This is a genomic window from Rhodococcus sp. OK302 (genome assembly GCF_002245895.1).
Lineage (GTDB): Bacteria > Actinomycetota > Actinomycetes > Mycobacteriales > Mycobacteriaceae > Rhodococcus_F.
Genome location: NZ_NPJZ01000001.1, coordinates 5,200,336 through 5,218,212, shown reverse-complemented (window position 1 = coordinate 5,218,212; position 17,877 = coordinate 5,200,336). Strand labels below are relative to the sequence as shown.

Below are 17,877 nucleotides of genomic sequence, written 5' to 3'. Positions count from 1 at the left end.
ACTCTTTGGAGACTGTCATGTTTGGACTGTCACTTTCCACCTTCCCTCTTCTCGGTAACCGTTCCGAAGTGAAGGTCGAGGCGCCCGTCGTCCTGACTTACGACCAGGTCGAGGAACTCGGCCGCGAACTCGATGCGCTTCGCGCGCGTACCGTCGCCTCCCTCGGCGCGGAGGACCGTGAGTACATTTACAAAGTCATCAAGGCGCAGCGAGGTTTTGAGGTCGCCGGACGAGGCCTGATGTACTTGGGCTTCCTGCCGCCGGTCTGGCTCGCAGCGGTGGGCGCACTGAGTGTCTCGAAGATCCTCGACAACATGGAGATCGGCCACAACGTCATGCACGGTCAATACGACTGGATGCGTGAACCGGGCCTCAATTCCGAAGTGTTCGAATGGGATACGGTCTGCCCGGCCGATCAGTGGCGGCACTCGCACAACTATATGCATCACACGTACACCAATATTCTCGGCAAAGATCGAGACGTCGGATACGGCATCCTTCGGATTGACGAAGCCCAGAAATGGAATCCCTACTACCTCGGTAATCCGTTGTGGGCGTTCACGTTGATGATTCTTTTCGAGTGGGGCGTCATGATGCACGATCTCGAGATCGAGAACGTCATTCAACGCAAGCGGAAGTGGCACGACGTCAAGCCTTTGCTCAAAGGCTGGTGGAACAAGGCCGGCAAACAGGTACTCAAGGACTACGTCATCTTCCCCGCACTCACCGGACCGCTGTTCGTCACCACGCTCGCCGGCAATGTCACTGCCAACCTGGTTCGGAACGTGTGGACGTACTCGATCATCTTCTGTGGCCATTTCCCTACTGGCGTACAGAGTTTCACCGAGGACGAGACAGTCGACGAGACTCGCGGCCAGTGGTATGTCCGTCAGATGCTCGGCAGTGCCAACATCGAGGGCAGTCCGCTCTTCCACATCATGTCCGGCAACCTGTCCCACCAGATCGAACATCATCTGTTTCCTGATCTGCCGGCGCACCGTTATCCGGAACTTGCACCCGAGGTCAAGGCGTTGTGTGTGAAGTACGGTTTGCCGTACAACACCGGTGGGTTCTTCAAGCAGATCGGTTCGGTGTGGGGCAAGATCTTCAAGTTTGCCCTGCCACCCGCATTGGTCAAGTCTCAGAGCCCCGCCGGTGTTATCGTCGAACGCCAGCGCACTGCATCCTGAGAGGCACAACTGATGGTCGGGAAATTCGAACGACGCAAGGACACCGTCCAGGAACTGACCGAATCTGCGGCGACCCATGTCGGTTCCATCGCGATGATCATCGCTGGTGCTGTCCGAGACGTGACACGCGAGATCGGTGACTGGGTGTCCGACGGTATCGAGATGCGAGAGGCTGCAAAGAAGGCAGCAGCCGACGACGAATCCGGACCTCCGGCAAGCTGATGCTGAACGACTATGGGCGCCTCCGCAATTGCGGAGGCGCCCATAGTGATGTGCAGATACTTTTTAGATAACGCCCAGGGAAATCATGGCGTCGGCAACCTTGACGAAGCCGGCGATGTTCGCGCCGTGCACGTAGTCGCCCGGCTTGCCGTACTCGGCAGCCGTGGTGATGGTGCGCTCGTGGATGCCACGCATGATGCGGGCGAGACGCTCATCGGTGTACTCGAAGCTCCAGGAATCGCGCGAAGCGTTCTGCTGCATTTCGAGGGCGGAAGTAGCAACGCCACCGGCGTTGGCTGCCTTGCCCGGAGCGAAAGCGACATCGGCGTCGCGGAAGAGCTGGACGCCACCGGGGGTGGTGGGCATGTTCGCGCCTTCGGCAACGGCCTGAACACCGTTGGTGATCAACGTCTTTGCTGCGGCTTCGTCCAGCTCGTTCTGCGTCGCGCAGGGGAGTGCGACATCGCACGGCACGTCCCAGATGGAACCTCCGGCGATGAACTCTGCGTGGGGGACAGCGTCGGCGTACTCGCTGATGCGGCCACGGCGAACTTCCTTGATCTCCTTGAGGAGGTCGAGGTCGATACCCTTCTTGTCCACGATGTAACCGGAGGAATCCGAGCACGCGATGGCGACGCCACCGAGCTGGTGGATCTTCTGGATGGCGTAGATGGCGACGTTGCCGGATCCGGAGATCACGACGTTCTTGCCCTCGAGGTCTGTGCCCCTGGCCTTGAGCATTTCAGCGACGAAGTATGCGACGCCGTAGCCGGTGGCCTCGGTGCGAACCTGCGAACCGCCCCAAGTGATGCCCTTGCCGGTGAGAACGCCGGACTCGTAGGTGTTGGTCAGTCGCTTGTACTGGCCGAACAGGTAGCCGATTTCGCGGCCGCCGACACCGATGTCACCGGCGGGCACGTCGGTGTACTCACCGATGTGGCGCTGGAGCTCGGTCATGAAGGACTGGCAGAAACGCATGACCTCTGCGTCGGTACGACCCTTGGGATCGAAGTCCGAGCCACCCTTGCCGCCGCCGATGGGCAGGCCGGTGAGGGAGTTCTTGAAGATCTGCTCGAAGCCGAGGAACTTCACAATGCCCAGGTTGACGCTGGGGTGGAAGCGCAGGCCGCCCTTGTACGGGCCGAGTGCACTGTTGTACTGGACGCGGAAGCCACGGTTGACGTGGACGTTGCCGTTGTCGTCAGTCCACGGCACACGGAAGATGATCTGGCGTTCCGGCTCGCACAGGCGCTCGATCAGTCCGCCGTCGGCGTAGCGCGGGTGGCGCTCGAGCACGACGTGCAGGGACTCGAAAACTTCGGCGGCAGCCTGGTGGAACTCGGGCTCACCTGCATTGCGAACCAACACCTGATCGTAAATCTGCGCTACGCGGTCACGTACGGACACCGCTCACCTACCTGACATTGTGAGTACTTTCTTACATTTCCGTTACATAGTAGGCGCATTTGATGCGCAATCGATCATCCGTGAACGAACGTGAAATCAGACACAGTGACTTTTACTCGGAAATCGAGTGACTGTTTTATAACGATTTGCTCAGCTTTCACTTGCTTAACAGGGCGCCGGTGATTTGCTGGGCGGGACGATAGTCCCCAGGGCAGGGCGACCGGTCGTTCTCTATCATCTGGAACGTCGTATCGAACTCATTAATCAGAGAGGCTGCGTGTGCGTACAAAACGGTCCATGTCAGCGTTGTTGTCCATTGGCGTAGTCACTATCGCGGCCACAATCGTTTCAGCGCCGGCGGCGTCTGCCGTTGGTGGCCCGTGTGGGCAAGGTGGCAACGGTTCGCTGGGTTCGATGACGGGTTCGCTCGGTTCGCTGACGGGATCACTGAGCGGTTCTGCCGCTACGGGTTCGCTCATGAACGGATTGCCCTGGATCACGGGTGCGCCCAATGGTGCGCTGCCCGTCCTCCGGGGTCGAACCAAGGCCATCGAAATGGTGACCGGTCCGGGTAGTCCCAATGACACGATCAATCGCTTCAGTGTTTCCGGTACCGACCTCGGAATCATGTGGGACGCCGGCAACGACCGCGACGTCTTGATGGCATTCGGCGACACAGTCGGGGACTGTGATAGCCCCGGCGACGACTGGCGCAGCAATGTGCTCTTCCGCAGCAGCAATACTGATATCGCGAACAAGTTTCGGATCGAGACTTCCCCCAAGGATGGTCCGAACCACTCGAAGGAAATCATCCCCGAACCCCAGATTGCCCCGGGGCTCGAGTTCACCACTATCCCGACGGCCGGAATCTCTTATGACGGAGTGCAATACATCCGGTTCATGTCCGTCCGTTCCTGGGATGTGCCGGGGGAGTGGACAACCAACTACTCGGGCCTCGCTTATTCCACCGACAACGGTGAGAACTGGGAAGTCGATCCGGCCACGGTGCGCGTGAACACCGGCGATTTCGATATCAACGTCCCGGGAATCCCCGCGATATCGCCGATCAACAAGAACTTCCAGCAGAGTGCCTTCCTCGATGGCGGTGACGGGTTCATCTACGAATACGGCACCCCGTCCGGACGTTCCGGTGGCGCACTATTGTCCCGGGTTCCGGGAGCGGAACTTCGCAATCCCCTTGCCTACGAGTACTGGAACGGGTCCACATGGAGTGCGGACTCAGACGGCGCAGTGACGGTAATCAAGTCACCGGTCAGTGAACTCTCGGTTCAGTGGAACGACTACCTCCACAAGTACGTCGCTATGTACACCAGTCCGATGGGGCTCGTGATGAGCCAGGCCGATCATCCGGAAGGTCCCTGGAGTGGATCGCAGGTCTTGGTCAGCGGAGCTACTTTGCCGGGCATCTACGGCGGATTCATGCATCCCTGGACCTCCCGAGACGGCAGCCATACCCTCGAATTTGTCGCGACTACGTGGGATCGATACAACGTGATCTACATGCAGACGAACCTAGAGGGCATGGATATGTCGCCGTGGGATTCTCGCGACCGGCCAGACCCCGCGACAACCGGTGAGGCGGAACTCCTCGAGATGAGGATGCCCGAAGAGCAGTAAGAGGTTTTGACAGAACTATGGCCTGCAACCGGAATTCGGTTGCAGGCCATAGTTCTTTTTGTCGTCAGAGAATGTAGAGCATTTCCTGGTACGTCGGAAGCGGCCAGTGATCGTCCGCGACCATGGTTTCGAGGAGATCCGCAGCAGTCCGAACTTCCGCCATTGCCGGCATCAGTACTTCCTGCGCATGCTTGGCCTGCTCGAGCGGAGACTCGTCGGGAATTGCCTTGATGCCGGCACGCAATGCGGCGAGGGCGCCGCGGAGCGCCGTGACCGGCTCCGAAACCTCATTCAGCGGTGCCAGATCCGGTTCGATCCCGGCAGCCTTGAGTGCCACGAAGTTCTGGGCGATTTCCGTCTGGTGACGCACTGCCGCCGGAAGGATAAGCGTCGTACCGATTTCGACTGCCAGACGTGCTTCGACGCCGATGCTCAATGCGTACTGCTCGAGGCCGACCTCGTAGCGGCTGTGCATTTCGCGATGATTGAAGACGTTGTACTTGTCGAACAACTCCAACGCGGATTCGGAAATGAGCTCAGGCAGAGCGTCCAGCGTGGTGCGCAGGTTGGGTAGTCCGCGAGCCGCGGCCTCGATCTGCCAGTTCTCCGAGTAGCCGTCACCGTTGAAGACAACAGCACCGTGGTTGGTGATGATGTCTGTCAGCAGGTTCTGTACGGCGGTGTCGAAGTCGGCGCCGTCGGCAACTGCCGTTTCGAGTTCGGTGGCCATGTAGTCGAGTGCTTCGGCCATGATGGTGTTGATCGTGACCATCGGACCGTTGACGGTCTGCATGGAACCGGGTGCGCGGAACTCGAACCTGTTGCCGGTGAAGGCAAATGGGCTGGTGCGGTTGCGATCGCCGGGATCGGTGGGCAGTACAGGGAGTGTATCGGCACCGATCATCATGGTGCCCTTGTCCTTCGACGACGTCGCGGCGCCCTTGGCGATCTGCTCGAAGACGTCGGCAAGCTGGTCGCCGAGGAAGATCGAGATGATGGCCGGCGGAGCCTCGTTGGCGCCGAGGCGATGATCGTTGGTTGCCGACGCCACCGAAGCGCGGAGCAGACCCGCGTACTTGTGGACAGCGCGAATAACAGCAGCACAGAACACCAGGAACTGAGCGTTGTCATGCGGATTGTCTCCGGGCACAAGCAAACTGCCCAGTTCCGAGTTGCCCAACGAGAAGTTGACGTGCTTGCCGGAGCCGTTGACACCGTCGAAAGGCTTCTCGTGGAACAGGCACTCCATACCGTGCTTCTTGGCGACGGTCTTGAACGTGGTCATCAGGAGTTGCTGGTGGTCGGCAGCGATGTTGCCGCGCTCGAACATCGGCGCGATCTCGAACTGGCCGGGAGCAACCTCGTTGTGACGGGTCTTCGCGGGAATACCGAGTTTGAACAGTTCACGCTCGGTGTCCATCATGAATCCGAGGACACGCTCGGGGATGGCACCGAAGTAGTGGTCGTCGAATTCCTGGCCCTTGGGTGGCTTGGTGCCGAAGAGTGTGCGGCCGGCGTTGAGCAGATCGGGGCGCGCCAGGAAGAAGTGGCGATCGATCAGGAAGTACTCCTGCTCCGGGCCACAGAAGGACACAATGTGCTCGGGATCGGTGTGGCCGAACAGCTTCAAGATGCGTTCGGCGTGCAGGCCCATGACCTGCTGTGACCGGAGCAGGGGAGTCTTGTGGTCGAGGGCTTCGCCGGTCATCGACACAAATACCGTCGGGATGCACAGTGTGTTGCCGTTGGGGTTCTCGAGAACGTAGGCCGGACTGGTGACATCCCAGCCGGTGTATCCGCGGGCTTCGAACGTATTTCGCAGGCCGCCGTTGGGGAAGCTCGACGCATCCGGCTCACCCTGGATGAGTGTCTTGCCGGCAAATTCGGCCATGGCAGAACCGTCGCCGACGGGCTCGAAGAAGCTGTCATGCTTCTCGGCGGTCAGGCCGGTGAGGGGGTAGAAGACGTGCGCGTAGTGGGTGGCGCCCTTCTCGAGTGCCCAGTCCTTCATCGCCGAAGCGACGGCGTCGGCGACTGCCGGATCCAGGGGCGCGCCCTGCTCGATCGTGGCGATCACAGACTTGTAGATCTGCTTGGGTAGGCGCTTCTGCATCACTACCTTGTTGAAGACGTTAGCGCCGAACACCTCACCCGGTGCTTCGTCGGTTGTGAAACTGACGACGGGAGGTACGTAGGCCTCAACATCTTTGATCGCTTGCAGACGGACTGCGTTTCCACTCATCTTTACTGACCTCTCACCCGGGCCCAGGGCAGCTGGTTGCGAGCCCGATTGCGGTCACCATACGAAACTTGTGTATCGGGAATGTTTCGTAAATATTTCGGCCGTCCACAATTGTGTCGGTGGGGTGGTGCACGATCGTCCGATGTCGACGATCCGGGTGTTGGTAGGAAGCACAGTCAAATCCGAGAATCTTGCCGAGGTGCTCGATCTTTACGACGAGCTTGTTCGCGAGACGCGACGAGAGGACGGCTGCATCAGCTACGAGTTGCTGCAGCGGACGGACGAACCGGGCGAGCTGATGTTGGTCGAGGAATGGCAATCGCAGGCGCATTTGGATGCCCATACGCATACCGAGCATTTTGTGCGTTTGGTTGCTGCTCTCGATAGGCTCGAGCAAGCGGCGCCCGCGATGATTTTGTCAAAAGTGTTGTGACAGAGGGCTTCCCTTTGGTTATTGGTGCAGGTAGGCTTGGGTGAATATTCGAATGGGGGTTCGATGAGCGATACGGCGGGGGCATTCGCGGATGCGTTGGTGGATGCGTTGGTGGAACAGCATGCGTCCATCGCGCGCGCTCAGTTCCTCGAGGTCGATGCGGTCACGTCGTTGTATTTCCGGCGGTGCGACGAGGATGAGCGGGCCGGGCGCAACGCAGCAGTTCAGGGTGAGTTCGTCAATGTCGAGGTCGCGTTTGTTCTGAGTATCACCGAGTATGCGGCGACGCGGATGATCACGTTGGGGTGCGATCTTCGTCTGCGGTTACATCGGGTGTCGTCGGTGTTCGCGTCGGGGGAGATCGATCTCGGTCAGGCGACGGCGTTGTCGGAGGCACTATCGAATGTGTCCGAGGATGCGCTGGATCTGATCGAAAAGTTGTTGGTCGAGGGTGCGGCGGGGTGCAGTAGTAGTCGACTCAAGGCGAGGGCACGCGCTCTGATTGCCCGTCACGATCCGGAGGGTGCGGTGGCCCGTCGTCGCCGGGCTCAGGAGGATCGGGATGTGCGGATCTGTGCGGGCGTAGACGGGATGTCGACGTTGGATGGGGTGTTGCCGGCCGTGGGGGCGCAGACTGTGGCGGCGAAGCTGCGGGCGATGTCGTTGCAGGTGTGTGCGCGTGATCCTCGTACGTTGGCGCAGCGTCGCGCGGATGCGTTGGTGGCGTTGTCGGAGGGGCGGTCGATACTCGAATGTTCTTGTGGGAGTGAGTGTGCGCGGGCCGGTTCGCCGGAACCTTCGACTGCCCCGTCGGCGACGATTCTGGTGGGTGTCAGTGCGTCGACGTTGCTGGGATTCGATGATCTGCCGGCGTTTCTGCATGGTTACGGGGCTATTGATGCGGAGTTGGCGCGTGAGATCGCGGCGGACAGTACGTGGCGGCGGGTGCTCACGCTTTCGGAGGAGGATCGGCTGACGTTGTGCGCCACCAGTGCTCGGGGTGGACCTATTCTCGGGGTGGGTAAACGGGTTGCGGCTCCGCTGATTTCGCCGGCTGCGGTTGCGGCTCGGAAGAAGTTTCGGGAGGAGTGGACGTATCGGCCGACTGTTGCGTTGGCGCAGGCGGTTCGTACGCGGGACGGTACGTGTCGGTTCCCGAATTGTGTTGTGCGGGCGGAGAGTTGCGATCTCGATCATACGGTTGCATTCGATCACGAGGATCCTGATGGTGGCGGGTTGACGACTGAGCTCAATTTGGCATGTTTGTGCCGGAAACATCATCGGCTCAAGACGTTCGGGTATTGGTCGGTGCGTCAAGTTGGGGGCGCGCGGTTGGAGTGGACTGATCCGCGGGGCGTGGTGGTGGTGACGAAGCCGCGTGGCGCGTTCTGTGATGTCGATGTCGCGCCGGATGTCGGGGAGCGGTTCCGTTTGACGGACAGTCATGTGGTCGAGAGGTTGTTTCGGTGTCATGGTCGCGGGGTCGAGGCGGATTTGGAGTATCTGCTTGATTCGACGGTGGCGGGGTGGCGGAGGATTCGTCCGCGGGCGGCTGGCAGGCCGCAGTTCAGTGTTCCGTCGGGGCTCGGCGATCCGCCACCGTTCTGAGTGGGCCAGTTGATCGAAAATCGACGGGTCCGACCCATCGGCTCTGGCCAATTGAAGTGCCGATGGGTCGAACCACTGTCATTCGCGTTGAGCACACAACGCGGTGACCCTCTATCCGTGCCGAGCTGACCCCTCATGTCTGACCCTGCCCCGGTCACGGTAGATCTGTGCCCGAGTTTGGTCCAGGGTTTCGCTCAGAATTTCTCGAGTGGGGACTAAAGTCCCGACCTGAGAGGGTGGCGGAATGTCCGAAGTTAATGCTGGCGGCCGCCCCACGTGAAACACCACCGCCCCGGCCTCATTCGAGGGTCGGGGCGGTGGTGCCTGTTCGCACGTACAGTGCACGTCGTCCTGATTTTGCGGTATAACCGCTGGTCAGAGAGTGCCCCCGGCAGGATTCGAACCTGCGACCAAGAGATTAGAAGGCTCTTGCTCTATCCCCTGAGCTACGGAGGCGCGCACCAGATATTACCTTCCCCAGATAATGGGTTCGACACCCCTCTGCGGAATAGGCTCGTACTCGAGTGTGCACCGAATGGGAGCCGAATGATGCGCGATGTTCTGAAGGAACTGCTGACGGTCTGGCGTGCAGGCGGGACGGCCGGCGTCGGGACGGTCGTGCGCACCTACCGTTCGGCACCCAGATTGCCGGGCGCATCGATGATGGTGGCCCCCGACGGCGCTGTCACAGGCTCGGTATCGGGTGGGTGCGTCGAAGGTGCTGTGTATGAAACTGCCACGGAGGTAATCGAATCCGGGGTTCCAGTATTGGAGAAGTACGGCGTCACCGATGATGATGCCTTTGCGGTCGGGCTGACCTGTGGGGGAACGATCGAGGTATTTGTCGAGTCGATTTCTCGGCAGAATTTTGACAGTCTCGAGAGTGTTGCCGCGGACGTGGAGGAGCATCGACCCGTGGCGGTGGCGACGGTCATTGCCCATCTGGATCCGTCGTGGGTGGGTCGGCGGTTGGTGATCCGACCGAACAGTGCGGACGGATCGATCGGATCCGCACGCGCGGATGCGGCCGTGATCGATGATGCGCGGGGACTACTGGCCGCGGGGCGCACCGAGGTTCTGACGTACGGCCCGGATGGTGAGCGTCGAGGAGAGGGAATGCGCGTATTTGTTGCGAGTTACGCTCCGCGAGCGCGGATGCTGGTGTTCGGCGCTATCGATTTTGCTGCTGCGGTAGCGCGTCAAGGTTCGTTTCTCGGGTATCGGGTGACGGTGTGTGATGCGCGTGAGGTCTTTGCCACCCCGTCGCGATTTCCGACGGCCGATGAGGTGGTGATCGATTGGCCCCATCGATATCTGGCAGCGCAGGCCGAAGCAGGAGAGATCGACTCGCGCACCGTTATTTGTGTCCTGACCCACGATCCGAAGTTCGATGTCCCCCTTCTCGAGGTTGCACTCCGACTGCCGGCGGTGGCATTTGTCGGTGCAATGGGTTCACGTCGAACACATGAGGACCGGCTCGAGCGCCTGCGCGCTGCCGGCGTCACGGACATCGAGCTGGCGCGATTATCCAGTCCGATCGGATTGGATCTCGGTGCGCGAACCCCGGAGGAGACTGCCGTCTCGATCGCTGCGGAGATCATCGCGACGAGATGGGGTGGGGAAGGTACGTCGCTGAGTGGACTGGACGGACCGATCCATCGAAGAGGCTCTGACCTGGGGAGTTGAACCTTCAGGCACAGTGCCCTTGACTCGCTGTGGTACTCGGCCGAAGCTGGGAGGGCAGGCGAATATGGGGTGCATCACATGCAGGTTCCAGGTCCGTTCGAATACGAACGCGCAACCGGTATCGACCACGCCATCGGATTGCTCGACAGGTTGGGCGACCAAGCGCGGGTGCTTGCGGGTGGCCACAGCCTGCTTCCGATGATGAAGATTCGACTGGCGAACCCGGAGTATCTGATCGACATCAACGGATTGGCGGACCAACTGGGCTACGTCACCGTCGAGGAGACGCAGGTTCGAATCGGAGCAATGGCACGTCACCGTCAACTGCTCGAATCCGACGCACTCGCTGATGTCTTCCCGATCTTTCGCGACGCAGAAAAAGTGATCGCTGATCCGGTTGTGCGCAATCGTGGCACCATCGGAGGGTCGTTGTGTCAGGCCGATCCAGCCGAAGATCTGACCACGGTGTGTTCGGTTCTCGGTGCAACCTGCGTTGTACGAGGACCGTCCGGAACCCGCGAGATCCCGATGGCCGAATTTCATCTCGGACCGTACGAGACCGCAGTGAGCGGCAACGAAATACTTCTGGAGATCAGGATTCCGCGTCGGCGTCATAGTTCGAGCGCTTACGCGAAGGTGGAACGGCGAGTGGGGGATTGGGCGATCACGGCCGCCGGGGCAGCGGTGTGGATGGACGGTGGAGTTGTCGCCGGCGCGCGAGTCGGACTTACTGCCGTCAATCCTGATCCGCTGGCACTGGCAGCGATTGCTCTGTACCTGGAAGGACTGACGCCGTCGGAAGAGGTGTATCGCCGCGCCGGAGAGATGGCCGCGCAGGCCTGTGAACCTGTCACCGATCCGCGCGGAACCGCTGACTACAAACGCCATCTCGCAGCGGAACTCACGGTGCGAACCTTGCGAACTGCTGTAACTCGGATCGGCGAACAAGACACCGGAGGCTGATGTGCGGGTAACGATGACGGTGAACGGCGAACCCGTCTCGGAAGAGGTGGAACCACGGATGCTGTTGGTGCACTTCCTTCGAGATCAATTGCGGCTTACCGGAACACATTGGGGATGCGACACCAGTAATTGTGGAACGTGTGTGGTTGCGGTGGACGGAGAGCCCGTGAAGTCGTGCACCATGCTCGCGGCAATGGCCGACGGTCACGAGATCAGGACCGTCGAGGGCCTCGAACGTGACGGCGTGCTCGATCCGATCCAAGAAGGATTCATGCAATGCCACGGGCTGCAGTGCGGATTCTGCACGCCCGGAATGATGATTACCGCGCGGGCGCTCCTCGATCGAAATCCCGACCCGGACGAACCCACGATTCGTGAAGCGATCTCCGGTCAGATTTGCCGATGCACCGGCTATACGACGATTGTGCGTTCGGTTCAGTGGGCGGCGGCGCATCCGGTAGGAGGTGCGTGATGACGGCGGTTGATGTTGGTCCCGAACCTGAGGTGAACGACGGAAAGCCGTGTGGGCATGGCCGGATGCTCCGGAAGGAGGATCCACGCTTCATTCGGGGGCAGGGTCATTACCTTGACGACGTGCAACTTCCCGGCATGCTGCATTTGGCGATCTTGCGGTCACCGGTCGCGCACGCGCGGTTGGTGAGTATCGATACCAGTGCAGCGCAGGCACATCCGAAGGTCAAAGCTGTGATTACCGGTGAGGACCTTGCGGCCCAAGGTCTCGCGTGGATGCCGACGCTGTCCAATGACGTTCAAGCGGTCTTGGCGACGGACAAGGTGCGGTTCCAAGGTCAGGAAGTTGCGTTTGTTGTTGCCGAGGATCGATATTCGGCCCGCGACGCCTTGGAATTGATCGACGTCGAGTACGACATCCTCGACCCGGTGATCGATGCTCGGACGGCATTGTCTCCGGACGCTCCGGTGATTCGCACGGATCTCGACGGTAAGACCGACAATCACTGTTTCGACTGGGAAACCGGGGACAAGGCCGCCACCGATGCGGTGTTCGCCGCTGCCGAGGTGGTAACCAAGCAGGAGATCGTCTATCCGCGGGTCCATCCAGCGCCGATGGAAACCTGTGGGTCCGTAGCTGATTACGATCGCGTCACCGGAAAGCTGACGCTGTGGTCGACCAGTCAGGCGCCGCACGCGCACCGCACTCTTTACGCCCTGGTGGCGGGTCTTCCCGAGCACAAGATCCGCGTGATCTCCCCGGACATCGGCGGTGGATTCGGAAACAAGGTGCCGATCTATCCGGGATATGTGTGCTCCATCGTCGCTTCCCTGGTGACCGGAAAGCCGGTCAAATGGATGGAGGATCGCAGCGAAAACCTCACCAGCACAGGGTTTGCGCGTGACTACATCATGGTCGGTGAGATTGCGGCAACCAAGGAAGGCAAGATCCAGGCCATCCGCACGCATGTATTGGCTGACCATGGTGCATTCAACGGAACTGCAGCGCCTACCAAGTATCCGGCTGGGTTTTTCGGTGTGTTCACCGGTAGCTACGACCTCGAGGCTGCTTATTGCTCGATGACTGCCGTCTACACGAACAAGGCTCCGGGTGGTGTGGCGTACGCGTGCTCTTTCCGCATCACCGAGGCGGTGTATCTGGTGGAGCGGTTGGTCGACTGCCTTGCATTTGATCTGGAGATGGATCCTGCGCAGTTGCGGCTCAAGAACTTGTTGAAGCCGGACCAGTTTCCGTACACCAGCAAGACCGGTTGGAAATACGATTCGGGTGACTACGAAACCACCATGCGCAAGGCGATGGAGATGATCGGCTACGACGCCCTACGCCGCGAACAGGCCGAGAAGCGTTCTCGCGGAGAGCTGATGGGCATCGGGATGTCTTTCTTCACCGAAGCTGTCGGCGCCGGCCCGCGTAAGGATATGGATATTCTCGGGCTCGGAATGGCCGACGGTTGTGAACTGCGAATCCATCCCACAGGCAAAGCGGTAGTGCGTATTTCGGTCCAAACTCAGGGTCAGGGACACGAGACCACATTCGCACAGATCGTGGCAGAAGAACTTGGGATTCCTCCCGACGACATCGACGTGGTGCATGGTGACACCGACAACACGCCATTCGGGCTCGGCACCTACGGCAGTCGGTCCACCCCGGTTTCCGGCGCTGCGGCGGCCCTGGTGGCCCGAAAAGTGCGCGACAAGGCCAAGATCATCGCCTCCGGAATGCTCGAGGTTTCCGTGGCGGATCTGGACTGGTCCAAGGGTTCATTTCATGTGAAAGGAGATCCGTCGGCTTCGGTCACGATTCAAGAGATCGCGATGCGGGCACACGGCGCGGGTGATCTACCCGAGGGAATCGAAGGTGGGCTCGAGGCCCAGATCTGTTACAACCCAGAGAATCTGACCTATCCGTATGGCGCCTATTTCTGTGTAGTCGACATCGACCCGGGCACGGCGCAGGTGTCCGTCCGGAGATTCTTGGCGGTGGATGATTGCGGAACCCGAATCAACCCGATGATCATCGAGGGCCAAGTGCACGGCGGCATCGTCGACGGTATCGGTATGGCGTTGATGGAGATCATCAGCTTCGACGAGGACGGCAACTGCCTGGGCGGTTCGCTCATGGACTACCTCATCCCGACGGCACTGGATGTGCCCAACCTGGAAACCGGCTTCACGGTGACACCCTCGCCGCACCATCCGATCGGTGCCAAGGGAATTGGTGAAAGCGCTACCGTCGGCTCGCCGCCGGCCGTCGTCAATGCGGTTGTCGACGCCTTGAAGCCGTTCGGGATCAGGCACGCCGACATGCCGCTGACGCCGTCGCGAGTGTGGGAAGCAATGCAGGGCCGGGCCACACCACCGAACTGAGTGACGGGACATCTTCGCCATGAACGGCACCACGAACGATTTGCGATTGCGAGCAGAGCAATTGCTCAGCGAGCGACGTCCGTTTGTGAACGCCACCGTTGTGAGAGCCCAGCAACCCACGTCGGCTCATCCCGGAGATTCGGCAATTGTCCTCTCGGACGGCACTATCGAAGGATTTGTGGGAGGGCAGTGCGCCCAGAACTCGGTTCGAGTTGCGGCCCGGGGAGCGCTGAAGAGTGGTGAAAGTGTGTTGCTGCGAGTGCTTCCCGACGGTTCGCCTGAGTTTCCGAAAACCAAAGGTGCGGACGTGGTGATCAACCCCTGCCTGTCCGGCGGTGCGATGGAAATCTTCCTCGAACCCAATCTGCCCGCGCCGGTATTGGGTGTCTTCGGTGACACTCCGATCGCGAAGACGCTGGCCGAGTTCGCTGGGATGCTTCACTTCGATGTCGCGCACTGCTCGGTTGATGCTGCCCCCCAATCGATTCCAGAAGAGACAACGGCCGTGATCATTGCCAGTCTCGGGGGAGAGGAAGCGCATACGGTTCGCGCTGCCTTGGATGTCGGGGTGGAATACATCGGACTGGTGGCTAGCCGTGTCCGCGGTGCATCCGTTCTCGACCAACTGGAATTGACCGAATCGGAACGTGCGCGCGTACACACCCCGGTGGGGCTGTACCTCGGGGCAAAGACGCCGGCCGAGATTGCAGTGTCCATCGTCGCTGACTTGGTCCGTGCCATTCGTCTCGACGGTCTCGGTGCCGTTGAAACGGCGGCACCGACGCCAAAGACCTCGGTTGATCCGATTTGTGGGATGGTCGTGACAATCGGGCCGGATACACCACACCTCGAGGTTGACGGCGTCGACGTCTGGTTCTGCTGCCCGGGTTGTCGCCGCCAGTATGAAAAAAGCAGTCAGTTCGAGAACAGATGAGCGGCGAGTTCTCCGATGTGGCCGAACTGATCAGCCGCTTCGACACACGTGACTACCTGCTGGACGAAGGTACCGCTACCGCCCTGTATCTGGCTTTGGAGTTGGGCCGGCCATTGTTGCTCGAAGGTGAACCGGGAGTGGGAAAGACCACTGCGGCAAAGGCATTGGCGCAAACGCTCGACGTGCCCTTGATTCGATTGCAGTGTTACGAGGGACTGAGTGCCGACGAAGCTCTCTACGATTGGAACTATCAGCGTCAACTGCTCGCGATAAAACTGTCCGAAGCTCGCGGGGGCGCACTCGATGAGGCCGACCTCTTTACCGAGGAGTTCTTGCAGGAACGCCCGATCCTGCGCTGTGTCCGCCACCGAGGCCCCGCTGCGCCGGTGCTGCTCATCGACGAAATCGACCGTGCCGACGACGAATTCGAGGCTTTGCTCCTCGAGTTTCTGGGTGAATCGGCGGTCACGGTGCCTGAGCTGGGTACGTTCACAGCGTTGCACCCGCCGGTGGTCGTACTGACGTCCAACCGAAGTCGCGACCTCCACGACGCCCTCCGTCGGCGCTGTCTCTACCACTGGATCGACTACCCACACCCGCAGCGCGCAGTGGCAATCGTGCGCCGAATGGTGCCGTCGGCGAATCTCACGCTGATCGAGCATGCCACCGCCTTCGTGGGGCAGATCCGCGGCGCCGACCTGGACAAGGCACCCGGCATCGCCGAAACCATCGACTGGGTGTCCGCGCTTGTGACGCTGGGGGTGGCAGACCTTGTCGCCGACGATGTGATTGTCAGTTTGGGGGCGTTGGCAAAAACGCCCGACGATCGCGCAGTGCTCCGCGACGCCTATCTCACGCAGATCACCGGATGAAAGGCACACGATGAAGATCGCACACGAATTCACCGTCAACGCACCCGTCGAGCAAGCCTGGACAACCCTGACCGATCTGGAAGGAATCGCGCCGCTACTGCCCGGAGCGCAGATGACCGGCCGAGAAGGAGACCAGTTCCTCGGCAAAGTCACGATCAAAGTGGGACCGGTGTTGAGCGAGTTCGCCGGCCGCGCGAAGTTTGTCGAGAAGGACGAAGCGACGCACCGAGCGGTGATCGACGCACGTGGTCGTGAATCTCGGGGATCGGGCAATGCGAGTGCAGTCATCACGGCTCAGTTGTATCCGGAAGGATCGCAGACCCGGGTGAGCGTCGATACCGACGTGAAGATCGTGGGAAAGCTGGCGCAGTTCGGCAGTTCCATGATCACGCAGGTGTCCGAAAAGCTCATGGGGGAGTTCGCGGCCTCATTGGAATTGAAACTGGCCGGCCCCCCAGTGATAGCAGTGCCGCTGGTACTGGAAGCACAAACCGTCGAGCCGCTCGATGTCATTGAACTTGCCGGCGGGTCCGTCGCCAAACGGGCATTGCCGATGCTGGCCGCGGTGGCCTTGGTGATCGTGGTGATTGTCCTCTGGCGTCAACGCGGCCGATGATCAACACCTCGGGGACGGCGTTGCTGCGCGGAGTAGATGTGGCGGCCTTCGCGACTGCATTTGCGGACAGGCTTCGCCGAGGCGGGGTCGGAGTATCGGCCGTCGGCGCTGCCAATTTCAGCTTCGCTCTGAATGTGGCGTCGCCGCGCACTCGAACGCGCCTGTATTGGGCGGCGCGGATCACCCTGATCAACCGCCAAGAAGATCTCGATGCATTCGACTCGGTCTTCTCGGAGGTCTTCGACAACGTCACTGTCGCGCTGGATCCGCCGGCCCGCCGTGCTGGGCGCGAGCACAACACAGACGTGTCCACACGCGTCGGCCACGTCGATGCCGGACGGCTCGACACCGATGCGGACGAGGTTGTCTTGCCCTGGATCGGCCGGGGCCATTCCGGTCTGCAAGCCGACGTGCAGCGGCAACGTCGACCGGGCCGTGTGCTGCCCAGCTCCCTCACCGACAAATCCGAAGAACCATTTGCGCAATTGAGCGCACGCGACCTCGGATTACTCGGAATGTGGATCGAACAAGCCGCACAGGACTGGCCCCGGCGCCGACGCCGAAGGCGTCGACTGGGTCATCGTGGACGCGTCGATCTGCGGGCGAGCATGCACTCGTCGAGACGGACTGGTTTCGAATTCATTCGATTGGCCCGCGCCCACACACAGAGCCGGCCCCGCACCATCGTCGTGATCTGCGACGTGAGCCGTTCGATGCATGGATACGCGGCCATGTATCTGCATTTGATGAGAGTTGCAGCACGGCGCGGGGACGCCGAGGTATTCGCCTTCTCCACCACCTTGACCCGGCTCACGCCGACACTGGCGCACCGCAGCGCCGACGCGGCCATCGCCCAAGCCAACGACCGAGTCGTGGATAAATACAGCGGAACCCACATCGGATTTTCCATCGCGGAACTGCTGTCCTCGCATCACGGTCAAACCCTGCGAGGGGCCGTGGTTGTCATCGCCTCCGACGGCTGGGACAGCGACGATCCCGAAATCCTCGGCCGTGCGATGGCCCGTGTGAGGCGCCGCGCCCACCGAGTGGTGTGGCTCAACCCGCGAGCCGGAGCAGATGGATTCCAGCCGTTGACCGGGTCGATGGCGGCGGCCTTGCCCTACTGTGACGCTCTGCTGCCGGCGGATACTTTGACCGCGCTTCGCGCCATGTTTCGAGCCGTCTCCGACGCTGTTTGAGATGCTGT

The 17,877-nt window shown here is 60.7% G+C and carries 15 protein-coding genes and 1 tRNA gene; 13 read left to right on the top strand and 3 right to left on the bottom strand.

The features are described 5' to 3' along the window. The first annotated feature begins 17 nt into the window (after positions 1 to 17). Together BDB13_RS23930 and BDB13_RS23925 are read left to right on the top strand one after the other, a co-directional pair. Entirely contained in the window at positions 18 to 1,190 is a 1,173-nt protein-coding gene (locus BDB13_RS23930) for a fatty acid desaturase family protein (RefSeq protein ID WP_094274001.1), read from the top strand. 12 nt (positions 1,191 to 1,202) lie between these two features. After that, positions 1,203 to 1,412 (top strand): hypothetical protein, encoded by a 210-nt coding sequence (locus BDB13_RS23925; protein WP_094274000.1) that lies wholly within the window; start codon positions 1,203 to 1,205, stop codon positions 1,410 to 1,412. A 63-nt stretch (positions 1,413 to 1,475) separates the two neighbouring features. On the opposite strand, the gene gdhA is transcribed toward BDB13_RS23925, so the two are convergent. Next, positions 1,476 to 2,819 carry an NADP-specific glutamate dehydrogenase gene (gdhA, locus tag BDB13_RS23920; RefSeq protein ID WP_094273999.1) on the bottom strand — a complete coding sequence of 448 codons (1,344 nt, stop codon included), beginning with the start codon at positions 2,817 to 2,819 and terminating at the stop codon, positions 1,476 to 1,478. 297 nt (positions 2,820 to 3,116) lie between these two features. On the opposite strand from gdhA, the gene BDB13_RS23915 reads away from it, so the two are divergent. After that, positions 3,117 to 4,457, top strand: coding sequence for a DUF4185 domain-containing protein (locus BDB13_RS23915; protein ID WP_094275158.1), 1,341 nt, complete (start codon positions 3,117 to 3,119; stop codon positions 4,455 to 4,457). Between the two features lie 64 nt (positions 4,458 to 4,521). Here the strand turns inward: BDB13_RS23915 and BDB13_RS23910 are convergent, their stop codons facing one another. Further along, the gene (locus tag BDB13_RS23910; protein ID WP_094273998.1) at positions 4,522 to 6,699 is read right to left on the bottom strand and encodes a glutamine synthetase III family protein; all 2,178 of its coding nucleotides are present in this window, start codon (positions 6,697 to 6,699) and stop codon (positions 4,522 to 4,524) included. A gap of 142 nt (positions 6,700 to 6,841) precedes the next feature. Here BDB13_RS23910 and BDB13_RS23905 point away from each other — a divergent pair, with 142 nt between their 5' ends. Further along, a complete protein-coding gene (locus tag BDB13_RS23905) occupies positions 6,842 to 7,132 on the top strand; it encodes a putative quinol monooxygenase (protein WP_094275157.1) in 291 nt (96 codons plus the stop codon). Between the two features lie 63 nt (positions 7,133 to 7,195). After that, complete coding sequence (locus tag BDB13_RS23900) at positions 7,196 to 8,740, top strand: HNH endonuclease signature motif containing protein (protein WP_094273997.1); 1,545 nt, start codon at positions 7,196 to 7,198, stop codon at positions 8,738 to 8,740. A gap of 383 nt (positions 8,741 to 9,123) precedes the next feature. Here BDB13_RS23900 and BDB13_RS23895 read toward each other — a convergent pair. After that, a tRNA-Arg gene (locus BDB13_RS23895) sits at positions 9,124 to 9,196 on the bottom strand. A gap of 90 nt (positions 9,197 to 9,286) precedes the next feature. On the opposite strand from BDB13_RS23895, the gene BDB13_RS23890 reads away from it, so the two are divergent. The 8 genes from BDB13_RS23890 to BDB13_RS23855 all read left to right on the top strand — a co-directional run bounded on the left by BDB13_RS23890 (position 9,287) and on the right by BDB13_RS23855 (position 17,869). Next, positions 9,287 to 10,426: an XdhC family protein gene (locus BDB13_RS23890; protein ID WP_094273996.1), complete on the top strand. Its 1,140-nt coding sequence runs from the start codon at positions 9,287 to 9,289 to the stop codon at positions 10,424 to 10,426. 78 nt (positions 10,427 to 10,504) lie between these two features. Continuing rightward, entirely contained in the window at positions 10,505 to 11,389 is an 885-nt protein-coding gene (locus BDB13_RS23885; protein ID WP_094273995.1) for an FAD binding domain-containing protein, read from the top strand. 1 nt (position 11,390) lies between these two features. After that, entirely contained in the window at positions 11,391 to 11,861 is a 471-nt protein-coding gene (locus BDB13_RS23880; protein WP_094273994.1) for a (2Fe-2S)-binding protein, read from the top strand. After that, positions 11,861 to 14,248 (top strand): aerobic carbon-monoxide dehydrogenase large subunit, encoded by a 2,388-nt coding sequence (locus BDB13_RS23875; protein ID WP_094275156.1) that lies wholly within the window; start codon positions 11,861 to 11,863, stop codon positions 14,246 to 14,248. The genes BDB13_RS23880 and BDB13_RS23875 overlap by 1 nt, the downstream gene beginning before the upstream one ends. Before the next feature lie 19 nt (positions 14,249 to 14,267). Continuing rightward, positions 14,268 to 15,182, top strand: coding sequence for an XdhC family protein (locus BDB13_RS23870; RefSeq protein WP_094273993.1), 915 nt, complete (start codon positions 14,268 to 14,270; stop codon positions 15,180 to 15,182). Further along, positions 15,179 to 16,054, top strand: coding sequence for an AAA family ATPase (locus BDB13_RS23865; RefSeq protein ID WP_094273992.1), 876 nt, complete (start codon positions 15,179 to 15,181; stop codon positions 16,052 to 16,054). Before BDB13_RS23870 ends, BDB13_RS23865 begins: the two co-directional genes overlap by 4 nt. Positions 16,055 to 16,064: 10 nt before the next feature. Beyond that, complete coding sequence (locus BDB13_RS23860) at positions 16,065 to 16,670, top strand: SRPBCC family protein (protein ID WP_094273991.1); 606 nt, start codon at positions 16,065 to 16,067, stop codon at positions 16,668 to 16,670. Further along, on the top strand, positions 16,667 to 17,869 hold the full coding sequence (locus BDB13_RS23855; protein ID WP_094273990.1) for a VWA domain-containing protein: 1,203 nt from the start codon (positions 16,667 to 16,669) through the stop codon (positions 17,867 to 17,869). The genes BDB13_RS23860 and BDB13_RS23855 overlap by 4 nt, the downstream gene beginning before the upstream one ends. Positions 17,870 to 17,877 lie beyond the last annotated feature (8 nt).